This window comes from Achromobacter sp. HZ01, assembly GCF_003267925.1.
In the GTDB taxonomy this organism is placed as follows: Bacteria; Pseudomonadota; Gammaproteobacteria; order Burkholderiales; family Burkholderiaceae_B; genus Achromobacter; species Achromobacter pulmonis_A.
In genome coordinates, this window is record NZ_LWKV01000006.1 from 18,842 (window position 1) to 37,372 (window position 18,531).

The window sequence follows — 18,531 nt, forward strand, 5'->3', positions numbered from 1 at the left end:
TCGCGCTGCCTCCGATGTTGCGTTGCGCAAGCCGGCGCGAGGGTTTACGCTAGACGCCCCTGCCTCGGGGGGAGACGCATGATCGGCCGGGGCAAAGAACGATGTCCGAGGGTAGACAAAGAATGATGCAGGGGGGCAAGCAAGCCGCGCGCCGGTTGTTCGGTTCGTGGGTGGATGAGGTGGACGCGCAAACCTTGCGCGCGGATGCGGCGGCGGGCCTGCTGGGCGCGCTGCTGGTGCTGCCGCAGGGCGTGGCGTTCGCCATGCTGGCCGGCCTGCCTCCCGAATACGGCCTGTATTCGGCCATCGTGCCCTGTATCGTGGCCGCGCTCTTCGGTTCCAGCCGCCACGTCATGTCCGGTCCCACCAACGCCAATTCGCTGGCGCTGTTCGCGGTGCTGACGCCGCTGGCCGCGGCCGGCAGTCCGGGCTACATCGAACTGGCGCTGGCCGTGACGGTGCTGGTCGGCGTGATGCAGTGGCTGGTGGGCACGCTAAGGCTGGGGTCGCTGGCGCACTTCATTTCGCCGTCGGCGCTGTTCGGCTTCACCAGCGGCGCGGCCTTGCTGATCGCGGTGCACGCGCTGAAAGACGCGCTGGGGCTGCCCGCGCCCGATTCGCACGGCACCGGCGCGCTGCTGGCCAGCCTGGGCGCCAATATCGGACAGGCGCATGTGGGCGCGGTGCTGGTGACGCTGGTGACGCTGGCGGTGGCCATGCTGGTGCGCAAGCTGGATAAGCGCAAGCCCTTCATGCTGGCCGGCCTGGCGGCGGGCACGCTGGCGGCCGCGGCGTTCAATGCGCTGACCGAAGGCCAGCCGGTATCCGTGCTGGGCGCCATCGCCCAGCCCTGGCCGCCGTTTCACGTGCCCAGCGTGGACTGGCGCGTGCTGCCCGACCTGCTGAGCCTGGCCTTCGCGCTGACCATCGTGGCCCTGGCGCAATCGATCTCCATCGCCAAGGCCGTGGCTACGCGCTCGGGCCAGCGCATCGACGCGAACCGCGAATTCGTGGGGCAGGGGCTTTCCAACATCGCGGGCGGATTCTTTTCCTGCTATTTGTCCTGCGGTTCCCTGAACCGTTCGGTGCCCAACTACGAGGCCGGCGCCAAGACGCCGCTGGCCTCGGTGTTCTCGGCGCTGCTGCTGATGGCGCTGGTGGCCGTGTCGGCGCCGCTGCTGGCCCGCATCCCCCATGCGGCCATTTCGGGGCTGCTGCTGCTGGTGGCCTGGACCCTGCTGGACATCCCGCGCTGGCGCCTGCTGATCCGCACGCAGCGCAATGAATGCATCATCGCCGCCGCGACCCTGGCGGCCACCATCACCATCCGCATGGAAGTGGCGATCCTGCTGGGCACGGTGCTGTCGCTGATGGTCTACCTGCACCGCACCTCGCGCCCGGCGATGCGTTCCATGGGCTTCGACTCGCGCGGGCCGCAGCGCCGCTTCGTGGTGCTGGAACATGCCGAGGACGCGCTGCCCGAATGCCCGCAGCTCAAGCTGCTGCGCATGGAGGGCTCGGTGTACTTCGGCGCGGCCACGCACGTGGCGCAGCGCCTGCACGAGCTGCGCGCCGCGCCCGACGCGCCGCGCCACCTGCTGGTGATGGCCAAGAGCATGAACTTCATCGACATGGCCGGCGCCCAGGTCTGGGAAGACGAGCTGGCCGCGCGCCGGGCGATGGGGGGCGACCTGTATTTCCACCGGCCGCGGCCCGAGGTGCTGGCCATGTGGCGGCGCACCGGCTTTCTGGAGCGCCTGGGCGAGGACCACGTGTTTCCCGACAAGGCCACGGCGCTGAGCAGCATCTACGCCAGGCTCGACCGTTCCGTCTGCGCCGGCTGCAAGGCCCGGATCTTCTGGGAATGCCAGCAGCCCGACGCTAGCCCGGCTGGGGCGCCTCCGTCCCAAGATACGCGGCCTTGACCCGTTCGTCGGCCGCGATATCGGCCGGCGCGCCTTCGGCCAGCAGGCCGCCGCGCACCAGCACGGCGATGCGGTCGGCATGCTTGAACACCACGTCCAGGCTGTGCTCGGTGAACAGCACCGCGATGCGCCGGGTGTCGGCCAGCTGGCGGGTCAGGCGCATCAGCGCGTGGCGCTCGTTGGCGGCCATGCCGGCGGTGGGCTCGTCCATCAGCAGCAGGCGCGGCCGGTGCGCCAGCGCCATCGCCAGCTCGACCCGCTTGACCTCGCCATAGGCCAGCGTGCCGCAGGGCGCGGCCGCCTTGTCGGCCATCTGTACCTGCGACAGCAGCGTCAGGGCTTCGTCGACCGCGTGGCGGCCGGCGCGGCGCCAGGGGTTGAAGAGCAGCCGGTCGCGCGACAGCAGCGCCGTCTGCACGTTTTCCAGCACGGTCATGGAGCGGAAGGTCTCGGCCGTCTGGAAGCTGCGGCCCACGCCCAGCCGGCAGATCCGGCGGGCCGACAGGCCCACCAGCTCGCGGCCGTCGAGCAGGACCGAGCCGGCGTCCGGCCGCAACTGGCCGCCCAGCACGTTGAAGCAGGTGGACTTGCCGGCGCCGTTGGGGCCGATCAGGGCCAGCATGCGGCCGGCTTCCAGCGTGAAGGACACGTCCGCCAGCGCCTCGATGCCGCCGAACGATTTGCGCAGCCCGCGCACCTGGAGCAGCGGAGCCGAACTCATGCGCGCCTCCCGCGCAGGCGCGTCGCCGCGCCCGCCAGGCCTTCGGGGAAGGCCAGCACCAGGACCAGGATGGCCAGGCCCAGCACCGCGTGCCAGTACTCGGTGCTGCGCGCGGCGGCGTCCTGCAGCCAGGTGTAGGACGCCGCGCCCACCAGGGGGCCGGCCAGCGTGTGCAGGCCGCCCAGCAGCACCATCACCAGGCCGTCCACCGAACGGCTCACGGCCAGCACGTCGGGGGCGATGCTGCCCTTGGAAAACGCATAGAGCGAGCCGGCCATGCCGGCGGCGAGCGAGGCCGCCACGAAGCCCGCCCATTGCAGGCGCCGCGCGTCCATGCCGAGCGCCTCGGCGCGCAGCGACGAATCGCGCACGCCGCGCAGCGCATAGCCCAGCGGCGAGAACGCCAGCCGGCGTAGCCACCAGATGCCGCCGGCGCACAGCGCCAGCGTCAGGTAATAGAACCACGGGCCCTGCGACAGCCAGGCCGACGGCCACAGGCCGATCAGCCCGTTGCTGCCGCCGGTCACGTCGTCCCATTGATAGGCCAGCGCCCACAGGATCTGCGCCACCGCCAGCGTCAGCATCGCCAGGTACACGCCCGACAGGCGCACGCAGAACCAGCCGAACAGCAGCGCGCCGAAGGCCGCGGCGAAGGGGCCGAGCAGCAGCGCCGCCTCCATCGGCACGGCCGCCAGCTTCAGCAGCAGCGCCGCGCCGTAGGCGCCCAGGCCGAACCAGGCCGCGTGGCCGAAGGACGTCATGCCGGCCAGCCCCGTCAGGAAATGCAGGCTGGCGGCGAATAGCGCGGCGATCAGGATTTCGGTCAGCAGGATGCCGAAGTACGGCCATTGCAGGGCGGCCACCGGCGCCAGCGCCAGCAGGACCAGCAGCAGGCCGTAGGCCCGCCGCAGCCGGCGGCCGGCCGGCGCGATCGGGCGCTCGGGGGCGACGGCCTGCGACGAGGGCGCGGGCGGCTGGCCCAGCAGGCCCCAGGGTCGCGCCACCAGCACCACCGCCATCACGGCGAACTCGGCCAGCAGCGTGAGCTTGGACAGGTTGAAGACCCACGGGCCGATCTGCACCTGGCCCAGGAACACGAACACGGCCTTGACCGAACAGATCAGCAGCGCCGCCAGGAAGGCGCCGGGTATCGAACCCAGGCCGCCCACCACCACGACCACGAAGGCGCTGGCGATGATCTCCAGGTCCAGCCCCAGCGTGGCGGGCACGCGCGGCGCGGCCAGCGCGCCGCCCAGGCCGGCCAGGAAGGCGCCCAGCGTGAAGGCCGAGGTGAACAGCCACGCCTGGTTCACCCCCAGCGCGGCCAGCATGCGGCGGTTTTCCGCCGCCGCGCGCAGCAGCCGGCCCCAGCGCGTGCGCATCAGCAGCAGCCACAGCAGGCCCAGTACCACCGGGCCGGCGGCGATCAGCAGCAGGTCGTATTCGGGATAGCGGCGCCCCAGGATCTGCACCGCGCCGGACAGGCCCGGCGCGCGGGCCGAGAACAGATCCTCCGGGCCCCAGATCGCCAGCGCGGCGTCGCCGATGATGAGCACCAGCGCGAAGGTGGCCAGCAGCTGGAACAGTTCGGGGGCCTGGTACAGGCGCTTGAGCACCAGCCATTCGGCGGCCGCGCCGATCAGGCCCGTGGCCAGCGCGGCCAGCAGCAGGCCGGCCCAGTAGCCGGCGCCGTCGCCGAAATAGCCGGTGAAGGTCCAGGCCAGGTAGATGCCCAGCATGTAGAACGAGCCGTGGGCGAAATTCACCACCCGGGTCACGCCGAAGATCAGCGACAGCCCGGCCGCCACCAGGAACAGCGCGCTGGCGTCGGCCAGGCCGTTGAGCAGCTGCAGCAGCAGCCCGGAAAGGCTCATCAGGGCGCCGGGCGCATCTTGCGGACCTGCTCGTCGGGCGGCTGCAGGCGGGCGCCGTCGATGTAGGAGAAGTCCTTCATGACGCCCTTGCCGTCCTCCACCGCGGTCGTGCCCACGTAGACGCCCATGGTCGATTGATGGTCGATCTTGCGGTAGTGGATCTGGCCGTAGGGCGTGTCGACCTTGAGGCCGGCGAACGCGTCCACGAGCTTTTCGGTGTCCACGCTGCCGGCGGCCTTCAGGCCTTCGGCGATGGACATCAGCGAGGCGTAACCCACGACCGAGCCCACCTTGGGCGTTTCGTTGTAGCGCTTCTTGTAGGCCTCGACGAAGGCCGTGTTGGCCGGGGTGTCGATGGCATACCAGGGATAGCCGGTGACGATCCAGCCGGTCGGGGCGTCGGCGCCCAGCGGCTCCAGGTACTCGGGCTCGCCCGACAGCACCGACACCACGGCGCGGTTCTCGAACAGGCCGCGCGTATTGCCTTCGCGCACGAAGCGGGTGAGGTCGGCCGCGAACAGCACGTTGAAGATCGCGTCCGGCTTGGCGTCGGCCAGCGCCTGCACCACGGCGCCGGCGTCGACCTTGCCCAGCGGCACGGCCTGCTCGGCCACGAATTCCACGTCGGACTGGAAGGCCTTCATCATGGCCTTGAACGTGGCCACGGCCGACTGCCCGTATTCATAGTTGGGATAGACGATGGCCCAGCGCTTCTTGCGCAGCGCCAGCGCCTTGGGGGCCAGCGCCGCCACGTGCATCCACGTGGAGGGGCGCAGCCGGTAGGTGTAGCGGTTGCCGTCCTGCCAGGTGATCTTGTCGGTGAGCGGCTCGGCCGCCAGGAAGAACACCTGGCGCTGCTTGGCGAAGTCGGTCAGCGCCAGGCCGGTGTTGGACAGGAAGCCGCCGAACAGCAGCTCCACCTTCTCTCGCGCCAGCAGTTCCTGCGCGGCGCGCACCGAATCGCCGGGATTGCCGTTGTCGTCGCGCGAGATGACTTCCAGCTTGCGGCCCAGCACGCCGCCGCCGGCATTGACCTGCTCCAGCGCCAGCTGCCAGCCTTTCTTGTAGGGGCCGAGGAAAGCCGGGATCGCCTTGTAGCTGTTGATCTCGCCGATGCGGATCGGGGGCTCCTTGTCTTTGGCGCTGGCGATCGGGGTCAGCGCCAGGGCCAGCAGGGCCGGCGCCAGCGCGCGGCGCAACAGGGTAAGGCAGGGACGGAGCATGGCAGATATCGCGTTCGAGGGATCGGACCCCGCGGGCGGGGGCGGCGGCCCAATTGAAGCATGTGTTTTCGCCGTGCCGCAACAACGCGGTCGCCGGATGGAAAAAAAGGCCCTGCATTGCAGGGCCTTTCGGGGTCTTCCGGGATACCGGCTGAATTACTTCAGCTTGGTTTCCTTGTAGTCGACGTGCTTGCGAGCGACGGGATCGAACTTCTTGATCAGCATCTTCTCGGGCATGTTGCGCTTGTTCTTGGTGGTCGTGTAGAAATGACCCGTGCCGGCGGTCGACTCGAGCTTGATCTTTTCGCGGATACCTTTGGCCATGTCGTGCTCCTAGTATGTAGATTGGCGGGAGGGCCGATTAGGCGATTTCGCCGCGGGCACGCATTTCGGCCAGGACGGCGTCGATGCCGTTCTTGTCGATCGTGCGGATGGCCTTGGCCGAAACACGCAGGCGGACCCAGCGGTTTTCGCTTTCAACCCAGAACCGGCGCGATTGCAGGTTGGGCAGGAAGCGACGCTTGGTCTTGTTGTTCGCGTGCGAAACATTGTTGCCCACCATCGGGCCTTTGCCGGTCACTTGGCATACGCGTGCCATGGATGCACCTCTTAGTGTCGTTCTTGGCGCGTATCGCTCGAGGGAGGCTGACGTGGGTTTCGCCGCCGGGCTGAATTGCCGGCCACCCAGTCTTAGTGGATGAGAGCCAGCCTTGCGGCCTGGCCCTGTGCTTATACCCGCTGCCTGCCACCCGCGGAGACTGGATTTCGGGGTTTTCCAAATTCCAGTCTGGCGCTACGCGGTTGGGGTCAGAGTGCTGAACTACAAAGCATAGTAGTCCTGCACGGGAAACTTCGTATGAAGACAAAGATTCTAATACGAAAAACCCAAATAAATCAAGCAGCCAGCTTAGCGGGTGTGCATTTGCGCCACGCGGCCGGACAACCAGGACAGGCAGGCGCAGGCCGCCAGCGTGGCGGTCAGGGGCAGGGCGCTGTCGGCCTGCCAGGCGCTGACCGCGAAGCCGGCCAGCGCGCCGCAGGACAATTGCAGCGTGCCCAGCATCGCCGAGGCGGCGCCCAGGCGCTTGCCCTGGTCGGCCAGCGCCAGCGCGGCCGAATTGGGATTGACGAAGCCCTGGCTGCCCATATAGGTGATCAGGCACAGCATCAGCAGCGGCAGCGTCATCCAGCCGGCCAGCGTCAGCGCCACCGCCGCCAGGCTGGCGCAGGCCAGCGAGGTCAGGGCGCGGCGCTGCAGCTGCCGCGGCGTGTAGCTGCGCAGCAGGCGGGCGCTGATCTGCGAGCAGACGATGAGCGAGAGCGCGTTGGTGCCGAACAGCAGGCCGTAGTACTGGGGCGGCACGCCGTAGAGTTCGATGAACACGCGCGGCGAGCCGATGATGTAGGCGAACATGCCGGCCTGGCCGAAGCCGCCGGCCAGGCTGTGGGCCATGAAGCCGCGATGCGCGAACAGGTCGCGGTAATTGCGCAGGATGGTGCTCCAGCGCAGCGGCACGGCGCGTTCGGGCGCCAGCGATTCCTTCATGATCTTGAGGACCGCGAACATCAGCATGGCCCCGCCGGCCAGCATCACCCAGAACAGGCTGCGCCAGCTGGCGATGGCCAGCAGCTGGCCGCCGACCAGCGGCGCCAGTATGGGGGCCAGGCCCATGATGAGCATCAGCAGCGACAGCGCGCGGGCGGCCTCATGGGTGTCGTAGTGGTCGCGGATGACCGCGCGCGGGATCACGATGCCGGCGGCGCCGCCCATGGCCTGCACCACGCGCCAGCCGGTCAGCGCCTCGACCGACCCGGACAGCGCGCAGCCCAGCGAGGCCACCATGAACAGCGCCAGGCCCACCAGCAGCGGCGGCTTGCGGCCGTAGCGGTCGGCCATCGGGCCGTAGAAGACCTGGGCCATCGCCAGTCCGATCAGGTAGGCCGCCAGCGTGCGCTCGACGTCGCCGCGGGGCACGCCCAGGTTGGCCGCGATCGTGGGGAACGCGGGCAGGTACATGTCGATGGCGAACGGGCCGATGGCCGTCAGCGCGCCCATGAGGATTAGCCAGCCGGGCAGGCCGCTGCGGAAAGAGTCAGATGGGGGCATGGGGGATCACTTCTACGCGCGGGAGAGGGCACCGATGCGGTTTGTTGCGCGTTTTGGACCAAATCACAGACTGTATCACGGGCCACCTTACACTCAAGTGTCAGCTTTTTTCCGATAAAGTCGTCGAGGTCCGTACGCATCCAGGGGAGTAGCCGTGAATCCTTTGTTGTCTGTAGTGGAACGCAAGCTGCAGGCCTTGCCCGTGACCGTCCAGCTGGTGTTGCCCGACGGCGCCGTGCTGGGGGCCCCCGAGCCGCGGGTCCGTTTCGTGGCCCACGACAAGGCGGCGCTGGCCCACCTGGCCGAAGGCGCCGTCGGCATTCTTGGACAGGACTACGTCGAAGGCCGCATCGACATCGAAGGCAATATGCGCGACGTCATGGCCGCGGCCGCGGCGCTGCTGCCGGGGTCGCCGGTGGACGCGGCCCGCGGCGGCTGGCTGACCGAGCTGGTGCGCAAGGTCATGTCGGTGTGGCGCCACTCGGTGGAGCGCGACGCCAAGCAGATCGAATTCCACTACGACCTGTCCGACGAGTTCTACGCGCTGTGGCTGGACCCGCGCCGGGTGTATTCCTGCGCCTATTACCGCCGTCCCGACATGACGCTGGCCCAGGCCCAGGAAGCCAAGCTCGACCATATCTGCCGCAAGCTGCGCCTGCGGCCGGGCGAGCGTTTCCTGGACGTGGGCGCGGGCTGGGGCGGCCTGCTGTTGTGGGCCGCCGAAAACTATGGCGTGGACGCCACCGGCATCACGCTGTCGCGCAACCAGCACGCCCATGTCAGCCGCCTGATCGAGGAAAAAGGCCTGGGCGGGCGGGTGCGCATGGAGCTGCTCGACTACCGCAAGCTGGACGAATCCGTCCCCTACGACAAGATCGCGTCGGTCGGCATGTTCGAGCACGTCGGCCGGGCGCAACTGGAGTCCTATTTCGCCAAGCTGCGCCGCCTGCTCAAGCCCGGCGGGCTGATCATGAACCACGGCATCACCGCGGCCGGGGTCTACAACGCCGAACTCGGCAACGGCATGGGCGAATTCATCGAGAAGTACATCTTCCCCGGCGGCGAGCTGACCCACATCAGCGTGGTGCTGGAAACCCTGACCAACGGCGGGCTGGAAGAGGTGGACGTCGAAAACCTGCGCCCGCACTACGCGCGCACCCTGTGGGCCTGGAGCGACGCACTGGAGGCGCGCCTGCCCGAAGCCGCGCAGATACTGTCGGGGCCGCAGGGCGAACGCTCGCTGCGGGCCTACCGGCTCTACCTGGCGGGCTGCGCCATGGGCTTCGAGCACGGCTGGATCGCGCTGCACCAGGTGCTGGCCCAGCCGCCGGCCGGCGGACGCGCCGACGAACTCGACGATCCGGCCGACCTGGCCTATCCGTGGCGCCGCGATTACATGTACCAGGAACGTTGAGCGGCGCGCAAACGGCGTTTTGGTCGCTCCGGAAAAGGCATGAATGTATTAATAGGAATATATTCTTTACTAAATGAAACCTTACACTTCGGACAGAATTTCCCAGGGAAAACCGGCGGCTTACCCCTGCGGACTCCGGGTTATCCCGGGGGCGTTTTTCCTGAAATGTATCTGTTTTGTTCGGGGCGGGGCTTGGGTTGAGCGGCAATTTCGTTTAAGATGCTCGCTTCTTCGTTCAGTTTGTTCACTTTCTGTGGGTTTTCAAAAACCGCGTTTTTGAAGCTCCTGTCTTGCAAGATCCCGCACCCTCGCGGACGGTCTTGTTGCTAGTGTCGGTTTGTATTGGCGGTTCTGCCCGTCTTCCGCACAACCCCCTTAGCTCCATGGCACCCACGGGCCTGGCCCGGCGTGTGTCCCTGAACCTATGGAGGCAAAAGCCAATGCGTTTCACCCCTGTCAAGACTCTGGTCGCCGCGGCCGTGTTCTTTGCATTCGCCGGTTCGGCCCAGGCCGCCGACGCGCCTCAGTGCGAACTCAAGCGCCCCGTCAACTTCGGCGCCATGAACTGGGAATCCAACCTGGTCCTGGTCGACGTCGAACGATTCATTATGGAAAAGGGCTACGGTTGCAAGACCGAAACCCTGCCCACCGAGACCCTGCCCGCCCTGGCCGCGCTCGAGCGCGGCGACCTGGACATCAACACCGAAATCTGGCTGAACAGCGTGGCCGCTCCCTGGGAGCGCGCCGAGAAGACCGGCAAGGTCAAGCGCGTCGGCGAGCTCTACATGGGCGCCGAAGGCTGGTACATCCCGCGCTACACGGCCGAGCGCCTGCCGGAACTGAAGTCCGCGGCCGACCTGCCGAAGTTCAAGGACGAGTTCAAGGACCCGGAAGAGCCCGGCAAGGGTCGCTTCTACGGCTGCCCGGCGGGCTGGGGCTGCGAAGTGACCAGCACCAACCTGTTCCATGCGCTCAAGCTGGACGACACCTACACCTTGTATTCGCCCGGCACGGGCGCGGCGCAGAAGGCGGCCCTGATGTCGGCCTACAAGCGCAAGCAGAACGTCGTTTTCTACTACTGGTCGCCCACGCCGCTGGTCGGCTCCATGGACCTGGTCAAACTGGAGCTGCCGCCTTATGACGCGGAAAAGCACAAGTGCCTGACCGCGCCCAAGTGCGCCAATCCCCAGCCCAGCGCCTATCCCGACAATCCCGTTTTCACGGCCGTAAACACCAAGTTCTCGGAGGAGGCCCCCAAGCTCACCGAATTCCTGTCCAAGGTGTCGGTGCCGCTGCCCGTGATCAACGAGACCCTGGCCCACATGGAAGAGTCCGGCGACGAGTCCGGCGCCGTGGCCAAGTGGTTCCTGAAGAACAAGCCCGACGTCTGGACCAAATGGGTGCCTGCCGACGTTGCCGGGCGCGTCCAAAGCGCGCTGTAAACACCCTGGCTGCGCGCCGCCGAGGCGCGCACCGGCCCGCTCCCGGGCCGGTCTGCCGTGCCGCCGGCCTGGCGGACGGCTCCCGCCCCGCGGGCCTCTTGGTGTCTTCGCCCCGTCTGCCGCCGCCATGCGCGGCTTCGATGCGGGCGGCGAGCGCGCCAGAATGGAGTAGAACGAATGTTTCCTGAAATTATTCCCGCCCGGCAGGTCCGGGGGGCGATCGACGGTTTCGTCGATCATTTGGTCACCAACTACGCGGATACGCTGGAAAAAATGTCCCAGCCCGTCCTGCACGCGCTGGTGTGGCTGGAGCAGCTGCTGCGCAGCTCGCCGTGGTGGGCCGTGGCCTTGGTCACCGTGGCCATCGCCTGGGGCGTGAGCCGCCGCATCGGCCTGAGCCTGGCGATGGGCCTGCTGCTGTGCGTGATCGGCGTGCTGGGCCTGTGGGACGCCGGCATGCAGACGCTGGCGCTGATGATCATGGCCGCCGGCCTGTCCGTGCTTATCGGCATCCCGCTGGGCGTGCTGATGGCGCGCGTCAACTGGCTGCGTTCCGGCATGCTGCCGGTGCTGGACGTGATGCAGACCATGCCCAGCTTCGTGTACCTTATTCCCGTGGTGATGCTGTTCGGCCTGGGCAAGATCCCCGCCATCATCGCCACCGTCATCTACGCCGTGCCGCCGCTGATCCGCCTGACCGACCTGGGCATCCGCCTGGTCGACCGCGAAGTGCTGGAGGCCTCGCGCGCCTTCGGCGCCAATCCGCGCCAGCAGCTGTTCGGCGTGCAATTGCCGCTGGCGCTGCCCAACATCATGGCGGGCATCAACCAGACGACGATGATGGCGCTGTCCATGGTGGTGATCGCCTCGATGATCGGCGCGCGCGGCCTGGGTTATGAAGTGCTGCTCGGGATCAACCGCCTGGAAGTGGGCCGCGGCCTGCTCGCGGGCCTGGGCATCGTGGTGCTGGCCGTGCTGTTCGACCGGATCACGCAATCGTATGGACAGCGCATGCGCAAGGGAGGCCAGCGATGAGCAAGATCGAGGTCAAGAACATCTACAAGATTTTCGGGCCGCACCCGAAGAAATGGCTGCAGGCCGCCCAGAACGGCATGAGCAAGGAACAGCTGCTGGCCGAAAGCGGCCATACGCTGGGCCTGCGCGACATCAGCCTGTCCATCGAAGAAGGCAGCATCTACGTCATCATGGGCCTGTCGGGTTCCGGCAAGTCCACGCTGATCCGCCACTTCAACCGCCTGATCGAGCCCAGCGCCGGCCACATCCTGGTCGACGGCGTGGACGTGGTGAGCCTGAACAAGCGCGACCTTGAAGTCTTCCGCCAGAAGAAGATGAGCATGGTGTTCCAGCGCTTCGGCCTGTTCCCGCACCGCACCGTGCTGGACAACGCCGCCTACGGCCTGACCGTGCAGGGCGTGGGCCGCGCCGAGCGCGAGCAGCGCGCCCGCGAATGGCTGGACCAGGTGGGCCTGTCGGGCTTCGAGAACCAGTATCCGCACCAGCTGTCCGGCGGCATGCAGCAGCGCGTGGGCCTGGCCCGGGCGCTGGCCACCGACGCCGAAATCCTACTGATGGACGAAGCCTTCTCGGCGCTGGACCCGCTGATCCGCCGCGAGATGCAGGACCAGCTCTTGCAGTTGCAGGCCAAGCTCAACAAGACCATCGTGTTCATCACGCACGACCTGGACGAGGCCCTGCGCCTGGGCAACCGCATCGCCATCCTCAAGGACGGCGAGCTGGTGCAGGAAGGCACGCCCGAGGACATTCTGCTGAACCCGGCCAACGATTACGTGCAGTCGTTCCTGCAGGACGTGAACCGCACCAAGGTGCTGAACGCCACGCACGCCGTGAACCCGGCGCGCCTGACCCTGACCATGCGTTCGCGCCCCGCGCACGCCATGGACCGCATGCGCGCGCTGGACTACGAGTACGCGCCGGTGCTGGACGGCAAGCGCCTGGCGGGCGTGCTGACGGCCGAGGCCGCCGAGCGCGCCATCGCCGACGGCGTGCGCGACGTCTCGCGCTACGTCGAGGACCTGGCCTCCGTGCCCGCCACCGCGGGCCTGGGCGAAGTGCTGGCCCAGCTGGTCCACAGCGACCAGCCCGTGGCCGTGACCGGCGAGGACGACGAGTTCATCGGCATGCTGTCGCGCAAGAAGGTCGTGGAGCTGGTCACGCCGGCCCTGGCCGATACGCCGGCGCCGGCCGACGCCGAGGCGGCACCGCAGGCCGAACCCGAGCCGGAGCGCCGCGACCAGGCCGCCTGAATCAGGGTAGACCCGTATCCGGATCGCGGCCGCGGCGCGGGCAAAGTCCGGATATCATGAGCGACGGGCCGGATTTTCCGGCCCGTCCTCATTCGGAACTTCGGAAACCATCATGCCCTTTTTGAATGTCCAGATCATGCAAGGCCATTCGGCCTCCCAGAAAACCGCGCTGCTGAAGGCCGCGTCGCGCGCCGTCGCCGAAAGCCTGGCCGCGCCCGAGACCAGCGTGCGCATCGTGCTGCAGGAAGTGCCCGCGGAACACGTGATCGTGGCCGGCGAGATCGGCAAGCGCATGGCGCGCGTGGACGTGGACATGATCGAGGGCCGCGACGAGGCCAAGAAGGCCGCCCTGATGGCCGCGCTGAACCAGGCAGTCTGCTCGACCGTGGACATGTCGGGCGACGAGGTGCGCGTGGTGATCCGCGATGTGCCGAAGGTCGACATGGGCGTCGCCAACGGCATCAGCGCCAAAGCTGCAGGCCGGTAAGGGGGGGCTGCCCCGCCTTGGGGCGGCCCGGCGGCGGGGCGTACTTTCTGATCCCCGTCAATCCAGCTTCACGTTGGCCGCCTTGACCACCTCGCCCCACCGCGCGATCTCGCTTTTGATGTAAGCGGCATATTCCTCGGGCGTGGAGCCCAGCGTCTGCGCGCCTTGCGCCTTGAGCTGCTTCTGCATTTCGGGCGATTGCAGCGCGCGGCGGATTTCGGCGTTCAGCTTTTCCACCACCGGCGCCGGCGTGCCGGCCGGCACCACCACGCCCTGCCAGGCGCCCATCGAGAATCCCGGCGCCACCGTCTCCGCCACGGTGGGCACGTCCGGCAGCTGGTCGCTGCGTGCGCTGCTGGTCACGGCCAGGGCGCGCAGCTTGCCCTCGCGGACGAAGCCCAGCGAATCGTTCAGCGTATTCGTCATCAACTGCACCTGCCCGCCGACCAGATCGGTCATGGCCGGCGCGCTGCCGCGGTAGGGCACGTGCACCGCGTCGATGTCCAGCGAACGCAGCAGCAACAGCGCGCCCAGGTGGGTCACGTTGCCCGCGCCCGCCGAGCCGTAAGACAGCTTGCCCGGATGCTGGCGCGCGTATTGCACGAAGTCCTGCGTGTTCTTCACCGGCACCGAGGGATGCACCAGCAGCACCAGCGGGATGACCGCGGTGGACGAGACCGGCGTGAAGTCCTTGATCGGGTCGAAGGCCAGCGAGCGGTAGAGGTTGGGGCTGAGCGCGATGGACGAGGTGTTGTACAGCACCGTATAGCCGTCGGGCTTGGCGGCGGCCGCGTACTGCATGCCGATATTGCCGTTGGCGCCGCCCTTGTTCTCGACCACGACGGTCTGGCCCAGCTGGTCGGTGAGCTGCTTGGCCAGCACGCGCGCGACCAGGTCGGTGGGGCCGCCGGGCGGGAAGGGCACCACCATGGTGACGGGCCGCTCGGGCCAGGCGGCCTGGGCGCTGCCCGCGCCGGTCAGCGCCAACAGGGCGAAGCCGCCCGCCAGCAATGCTTTTTTCATGTCTTGTCTCCTTGTGCTTATGAGAATGGCGCCGGGCCGCGCCCTCTGCGGGGCGCTGTGGATTACGGGGGATCAGGCGGCGGGCCGGCCCGCCAGCATGCGGGTGGCGGTGTAGCTCATGACCGGCTTGCCGTGCTGGTTGCGGACCTCGATGGCGGACGTGACGATGGCGCGGTTGTGCTTGGACGTGGGCCGCACCTCGGTCACTTCGACCTCCGCCCAGATGGTGTCGCCCGCCACCACGGGGGCCAGCATTTTCTTGTGCACTTCCAGCAGCGCCAGCCCGGTGCCCTGCACCATGCCCTGCAGGATCAGCCCTTCGATCAGGGCGTAGGTCAGCGCGCCGGGGGCGGGGCGGCCCTGGATGGCGCCCTGCGCGTAGGTCGCGTCGATGAAGATGGTTTCCAGCATGCCGGTCGCGCTGATGAAGTTCACGATGTCGGTTTCGGTCACCGTGCGGCGGAAGGTATGGAAGCGCTGGCCCACGGCCAGGTCCTGCCAGTAATAGCCCAGTCCGAGCTGCGCGGGGGCGGCGCGGTTTTGGTCAGCGGTCATGCGGGTTCCTTGCTGTCGTCGAGGGTTGCGGAAAGCGCGTCGCGGGCAGCGCCGGTTTCCAGGAGCGCGTCGATGCGGGCGTCGTCCAGGCCGGCCTGGCGCAGCACCTCGCGCGTGTGTTCGCCCAGGCGCGGCGGCATCGCCGGCGGCACCTGGGAATGCTGCATGCGCACGGGATTGCGCACAAAGCGGTAGCGGCTGCCGCAGGCGCTTTCCAGCGGCACGAAGAAATCCACGCTTTGCAGGTGCGGATCGTTCTCCAGGTCCTGCAGCCGGTTGATGCGTGCGGCCGGGATCTCCAGGCGCTCGCACAGCGCCAGCCAGTAGGCCGTGTCGTGCGCGGCCACGATCCCGGCCTGCAGTTCGTACAGCGCCTCGATGTTCCGGGTGCGGGCCGAGATGTCGGCGAAGCGCGGGTCTTCGGCCAGGTCCGGGCGGCCGGCGGCGATGAAGAAGCCGCGCCAGTGCGCGTCGGTGTAGGGCATCAGGCAGATATGGCCGTCGGCCGTGCGGCAGGGCCGGCGGTTGGGCGTCAGCGCGCGCGGATAGCCGGCCTCGCCGGGCTCGTCGCGCAGATGCCTGCCGTAGTAGTGCTCGACCAGCGCGAACGAGGCCATGCTTTCGAACATGGGCACTTCCAGCTGCTGGCCCCGGCCGGTGCGCTCGCGTTGGAAAAGGGCGGCCAGGATGGCGTGCGCGGCGACCAGGCCGCAGGTCTTGTCGGCCGCCACCGTGGGCAGGTAGCGCGGCGTGCCGGTCTGGCGGTCGACCAGGTCGGCCAGGCCCGACAGCCCCTGGATAATGTCGTCATACGCCGGGCGCCCGTCGTAGGCGCCGCCCGCGCCGAAGCCGTACAGCCCCGCATACACCAGCCGCGGGTTGCGCGCGCACAAGGTTTCGGGGCCCAGCCCCAGCGCCTCCATCTTGGCGGGACGCATGCTGTGCATCAGCACGTCGGCCTGGTCCGCCAGCGCCAGCAGCGCCTCGCGCGCCGACGGCTGCTTCAGGTCCAGCACGATGCTGCGCTTGTTGCGGTTCAGGCCCAGGAAGATGGCGGCCAGTCCCGGCTCCTGCGCCGGGCCGGTGCGGCGCGTGGAGTCGCCGGCCGGGGCCTCGACCTTGACCACGTCGGCGCCGTAGTCGGCCAGTATCTGCGAGGCATAGGGGCCGAACACCACGGAGCTGAGGTCCAGGACGCGCACGCCGCCCAGCGCGCGGGTTTGGGAGAGAGGGGTAGCAGTCATGGGGGAAATGCTATCGGCCCCGCGCATACGCGTCTAATATGGCTTAGGTATTGGGTGATATGGAATTTGTTATGGCTATCGATCTACGCCAGCTGCGGCAGTTCGTGACCATCGCGGAGCTGGGCAGCTACCGGCGCGCCGCCGACGTGCTGCACATCGCGCAGCCGGCGCTGTCGGTCTCGATCCAGAAGCTGGAACACGCGGTGGGCGTGCCGCTGCTGGTGCGCGGCGCCAAGGGCGTGACCCCGACGCCGGCCGGCCAGGCCCTGATGGCCGACGCGCGCCGGGCGCTGTTCCACTCCGAACAGGCGCGCCAGGCTGCGCGCCGCGTGGCGCTGGGCGAATGGGGCCTGCTGCGGCTGGGTTTCGTGGGATCGGCCACCTACATGCTGCTGCCGCGCTGCCTGCCGCAGTTCCGCGCCCAGTATCCGGACCTGCAGCTGGACCTGCGCGAGGACAGCACTATCGGGCTGGTGGGCATGCTGCGCGCCAACGACATCGACGCCGGCCTGGTGCGCGGGCCGCTGGAGGAGGACGAGTCGCTGGACTCGTGGGTGGTGGAGCGCGACGACCTGATCCTGGCGGTGCCCGCCGGGCATCCGTTGGCCGCCGGCGGGCCGGTGCGCCTGGAGCGGGCGCGCGCCGAAAACTTCGTACTGTATTCGCCGCTCAAGGTGCCTGGCCTGCACGGCGTGGCGCTGGCGCTGTGCCGCAAGGCCGGCTTTTCGCCGCGCGTCAGCCAGGTGGCGATCCAGGTGCAGACGCTGGTCAGCCTGGTGGCCAGCGGCCTGGGCCTGGCGCTGGTGCCCGGGGTGACGCGGGCGTATTCCACGCCGCACGTGGCCTTCGTGCCGCTGGCCGATGCCGATGCGCGCGGCGCGCTGTCGCTGTCGCTGGTGACGCACCGAGACACCTCGTGCGCCGCCGTGCTGCGGCTGCGCGACAGCATGCTGGCGCTCGCCGCCTGAGGCGGCGGGCGCGGGTCAGCCCTGGCGGGCCGCCAGGATGGCGTCGACCTCGATGTCGAAGCCGGCGAAGTTGGACTGGGTCAGCGTGCGGGCCGGCGCAGGATCGCCGACGTAGCCGGCGTAGATCGCGTCGAATTCCTTGGCGTCGGCCGGGTTCTTCAGGAACACGTTGACCTTGACCGCGTCGTGCAGCGACAGGCCGGCCGCCTCGGCCGCCGCCTGGAGATTGTCCAGCGCCATGCGCGCCTGCTCGGCGAAGGGCTTGTCGCCGTGGCGCACGTTGTGGACGTCGCGCGGGGTCTGGCCCGAAAGAAAGACCAGGCCCTGGGCCTGGACGGCGACGCTGTAGGTGCCGGCCGGCGGCGGTGTGCGGTCACTGGAAAATGCGCGGCGTGTCATCGAAGGTCTCCTGGTTGGGTGGAAGTTGGCCGGCGCGGGCGGCCGGCCGCCCCGATGCTAGCCGATTCAGGCGGGCGGCTGCCGATCCTGCGCCTGTTGGACCAGGCCCTTGAGCGCCTGCCCCAGCTCGGTGGGGAAGGGAAACACGATGGTCGAATTGTTCTGCGCACCTATCATGGCCAGCGTGCTCAGGTAGCGCAGCTGCATGGCCTCCGGCTGCTGCGCCAGCGTGCGCGCGGCGTTGAGCAGCATCTGCGCGGCCTGCTCCTCGCCCTCGGCGTGGATGACCTTGGCGCGCCGCTCGCGCTCGGCTTCGGCCTGGCGCGCGATGACCCGCACCATGCCTTCGTTCAGGTCGATGTGCTTGATCTCCACGTTGGCCACCTTGATGCCCCAGGCGTCGGTCTGCGAATCCAGGATTTCCTGTACGTCGTTGTTGAGCTTGTCGCGCTCGGACAGCATTTCGTCCAGGTCGTGCTTGCCCAGCACCGAGCGCAGCGTGGTCTGCGCCAGTTCGCTGGTGGCCTGGCGGAAGTTCTCCACCTGGATCACGGAGCGCTCCGGATCGATGACGCGGAAGTAGATGACGGCGTTGACCTTGACCGAGACGTTGTCGCGCGAGATCACGTCCTGGGTGGGCACGTCGAACACCGCCACGCGCTGGTCCACCCGCACCATCTGCTGGACCACGGGGATCATCAGGATCAGCCCGGGCCCTTTGACGCCGGTGAAGCGGCCCAGCGTGAAGATCACGCCGCGCTCGTACTCGCGCAGGATGCGCACGGACGCAGCGAACAGCGCCAGCGCCAGCACCAGAATGGGACCGTAGAAAGCAAGGTTCATCAACATGGCAGACTCCTGTCG

18 protein-coding genes are annotated in these 18,531 nt (G+C 68.3%); 7 read left to right on the forward strand and 11 right to left on the reverse strand.

Annotated elements, in window-relative coordinates; all coding sequences use genetic code 11:
- Positions 1–122: 122 nt before the first annotated feature.
- Positions 123–1,925 carry a SulP family inorganic anion transporter gene (locus tag A6B37_RS23895; protein WP_246842556.1) on the forward strand — a complete coding sequence of 601 codons (1,803 nt, stop codon included), beginning with the start codon at positions 123–125 and terminating at the stop codon, positions 1,923–1,925.
- On the opposite strand, the gene A6B37_RS23900 is transcribed toward A6B37_RS23895, so the two are convergent.
- From A6B37_RS23900 to A6B37_RS23925, 6 genes are all read right to left on the reverse strand, one after another.
- A complete protein-coding gene (locus tag A6B37_RS23900; protein WP_111827096.1) occupies positions 1,882–2,646 on the reverse strand; it encodes an ABC transporter ATP-binding protein in 765 nt (254 codons plus the stop codon). The two genes, A6B37_RS23895 and A6B37_RS23900, sit on opposite strands and share 44 nt — an antisense overlap.
- Positions 2,643–4,520: an ABC transporter permease gene (locus A6B37_RS23905; RefSeq protein ID WP_111827097.1), complete on the reverse strand. Its 1,878-nt coding sequence runs from the start codon at positions 4,518–4,520 to the stop codon at positions 2,643–2,645. The genes A6B37_RS23900 and A6B37_RS23905 overlap by 4 nt, the downstream gene beginning before the upstream one ends.
- On the reverse strand, positions 4,520–5,743 hold the full coding sequence (locus tag A6B37_RS23910; RefSeq protein WP_210405816.1) for an ABC transporter substrate-binding protein: 1,224 nt from the start codon (positions 5,741–5,743) through the stop codon (positions 4,520–4,522). Before A6B37_RS23910 ends, A6B37_RS23905 begins: the two co-directional genes overlap by 1 nt.
- A 156-nt stretch (positions 5,744–5,899) precedes the next feature.
- Positions 5,900–6,067, reverse strand: a complete 168-nt coding sequence (rpmG, locus tag A6B37_RS23915; RefSeq protein WP_003810296.1) for a 50S ribosomal protein L33 — start codon at positions 6,065–6,067, stop codon at positions 5,900–5,902.
- 37 nt (positions 6,068–6,104) lie between these two features.
- Positions 6,105–6,341: a 50S ribosomal protein L28 gene (rpmB, locus tag A6B37_RS23920; RefSeq protein WP_043541771.1), complete on the reverse strand. Its 237-nt coding sequence runs from the start codon at positions 6,339–6,341 to the stop codon at positions 6,105–6,107.
- A gap of 309 nt (positions 6,342–6,650) precedes the next feature.
- Entirely contained in the window at positions 6,651–7,799 is a 1,149-nt protein-coding gene (locus A6B37_RS23925; protein ID WP_111827098.1) for a Bcr/CflA family multidrug efflux MFS transporter, read from the reverse strand.
- A gap of 205 nt (positions 7,800–8,004) precedes the next feature.
- On the opposite strand from A6B37_RS23925, the gene A6B37_RS23930 reads away from it, so the two are divergent.
- From A6B37_RS23930 to A6B37_RS23950, 5 genes are all read left to right on the forward strand, one after another.
- Entirely contained in the window at positions 8,005–9,264 is a 1,260-nt protein-coding gene (locus A6B37_RS23930) for a class I SAM-dependent methyltransferase (protein WP_102772785.1), read from the forward strand.
- A gap of 440 nt (positions 9,265–9,704) precedes the next feature.
- A complete protein-coding gene (locus tag A6B37_RS23935; RefSeq protein WP_102772784.1) occupies positions 9,705–10,706 on the forward strand; it encodes an ABC transporter substrate-binding protein in 1,002 nt (333 codons plus the stop codon).
- Between the two features lie 177 nt (positions 10,707–10,883).
- Positions 10,884–11,741 (forward strand): proline/glycine betaine ABC transporter permease, encoded by an 858-nt coding sequence (locus A6B37_RS23940; protein ID WP_111827099.1) that lies wholly within the window; start codon positions 10,884–10,886, stop codon positions 11,739–11,741.
- The gene (locus A6B37_RS23945) at positions 11,738–12,991 is read left to right on the forward strand and encodes a glycine betaine/L-proline ABC transporter ATP-binding protein (RefSeq protein ID WP_111827100.1); all 1,254 of its coding nucleotides are present in this window, start codon (positions 11,738–11,740) and stop codon (positions 12,989–12,991) included. The genes A6B37_RS23940 and A6B37_RS23945 overlap by 4 nt, the downstream gene beginning before the upstream one ends.
- Positions 12,992–13,103: 112 nt before the next feature.
- On the forward strand, positions 13,104–13,478 hold the full coding sequence (locus A6B37_RS23950) for a tautomerase family protein (RefSeq protein ID WP_102772781.1): 375 nt from the start codon (positions 13,104–13,106) through the stop codon (positions 13,476–13,478).
- A gap of 57 nt (positions 13,479–13,535) precedes the next feature.
- On the opposite strand, the gene A6B37_RS23955 is transcribed toward A6B37_RS23950, so the two are convergent.
- From A6B37_RS23955 to A6B37_RS23965, 3 genes are all read right to left on the reverse strand, one after another.
- Positions 13,536–14,501 carry a tripartite tricarboxylate transporter substrate binding protein gene (locus A6B37_RS23955; RefSeq protein WP_111827101.1) on the reverse strand — a complete coding sequence of 322 codons (966 nt, stop codon included), beginning with the start codon at positions 14,499–14,501 and terminating at the stop codon, positions 13,536–13,538.
- 72 nt (positions 14,502–14,573) lie between these two features.
- Complete coding sequence (locus A6B37_RS23960; protein WP_102772780.1) at positions 14,574–15,056, reverse strand: MaoC family dehydratase; 483 nt, start codon at positions 15,054–15,056, stop codon at positions 14,574–14,576.
- Positions 15,053–16,300, reverse strand: coding sequence for a CoA transferase (locus A6B37_RS23965; protein WP_111827102.1), 1,248 nt, complete (start codon positions 16,298–16,300; stop codon positions 15,053–15,055). The genes A6B37_RS23960 and A6B37_RS23965 overlap by 4 nt, the downstream gene beginning before the upstream one ends.
- A gap of 71 nt (positions 16,301–16,371) precedes the next feature.
- Between A6B37_RS23965 and A6B37_RS23970 the strand changes: the two genes are divergently transcribed.
- A complete protein-coding gene (locus A6B37_RS23970; RefSeq protein WP_246842558.1) occupies positions 16,372–17,268 on the forward strand; it encodes a LysR family transcriptional regulator in 897 nt (298 codons plus the stop codon).
- 15 nt (positions 17,269–17,283) lie between these two features.
- On the opposite strand, the gene A6B37_RS23975 is transcribed toward A6B37_RS23970, so the two are convergent.
- Positions 17,284–17,667, reverse strand: coding sequence for a RidA family protein (locus tag A6B37_RS23975; RefSeq protein ID WP_102772777.1), 384 nt, complete (start codon positions 17,665–17,667; stop codon positions 17,284–17,286).
- A gap of 66 nt (positions 17,668–17,733) precedes the next feature.
- Complete coding sequence (locus A6B37_RS23980; protein WP_111827103.1) at positions 17,734–18,516, reverse strand: slipin family protein; 783 nt, start codon at positions 18,514–18,516, stop codon at positions 17,734–17,736.
- Positions 18,517–18,531 lie beyond the last annotated feature (15 nt).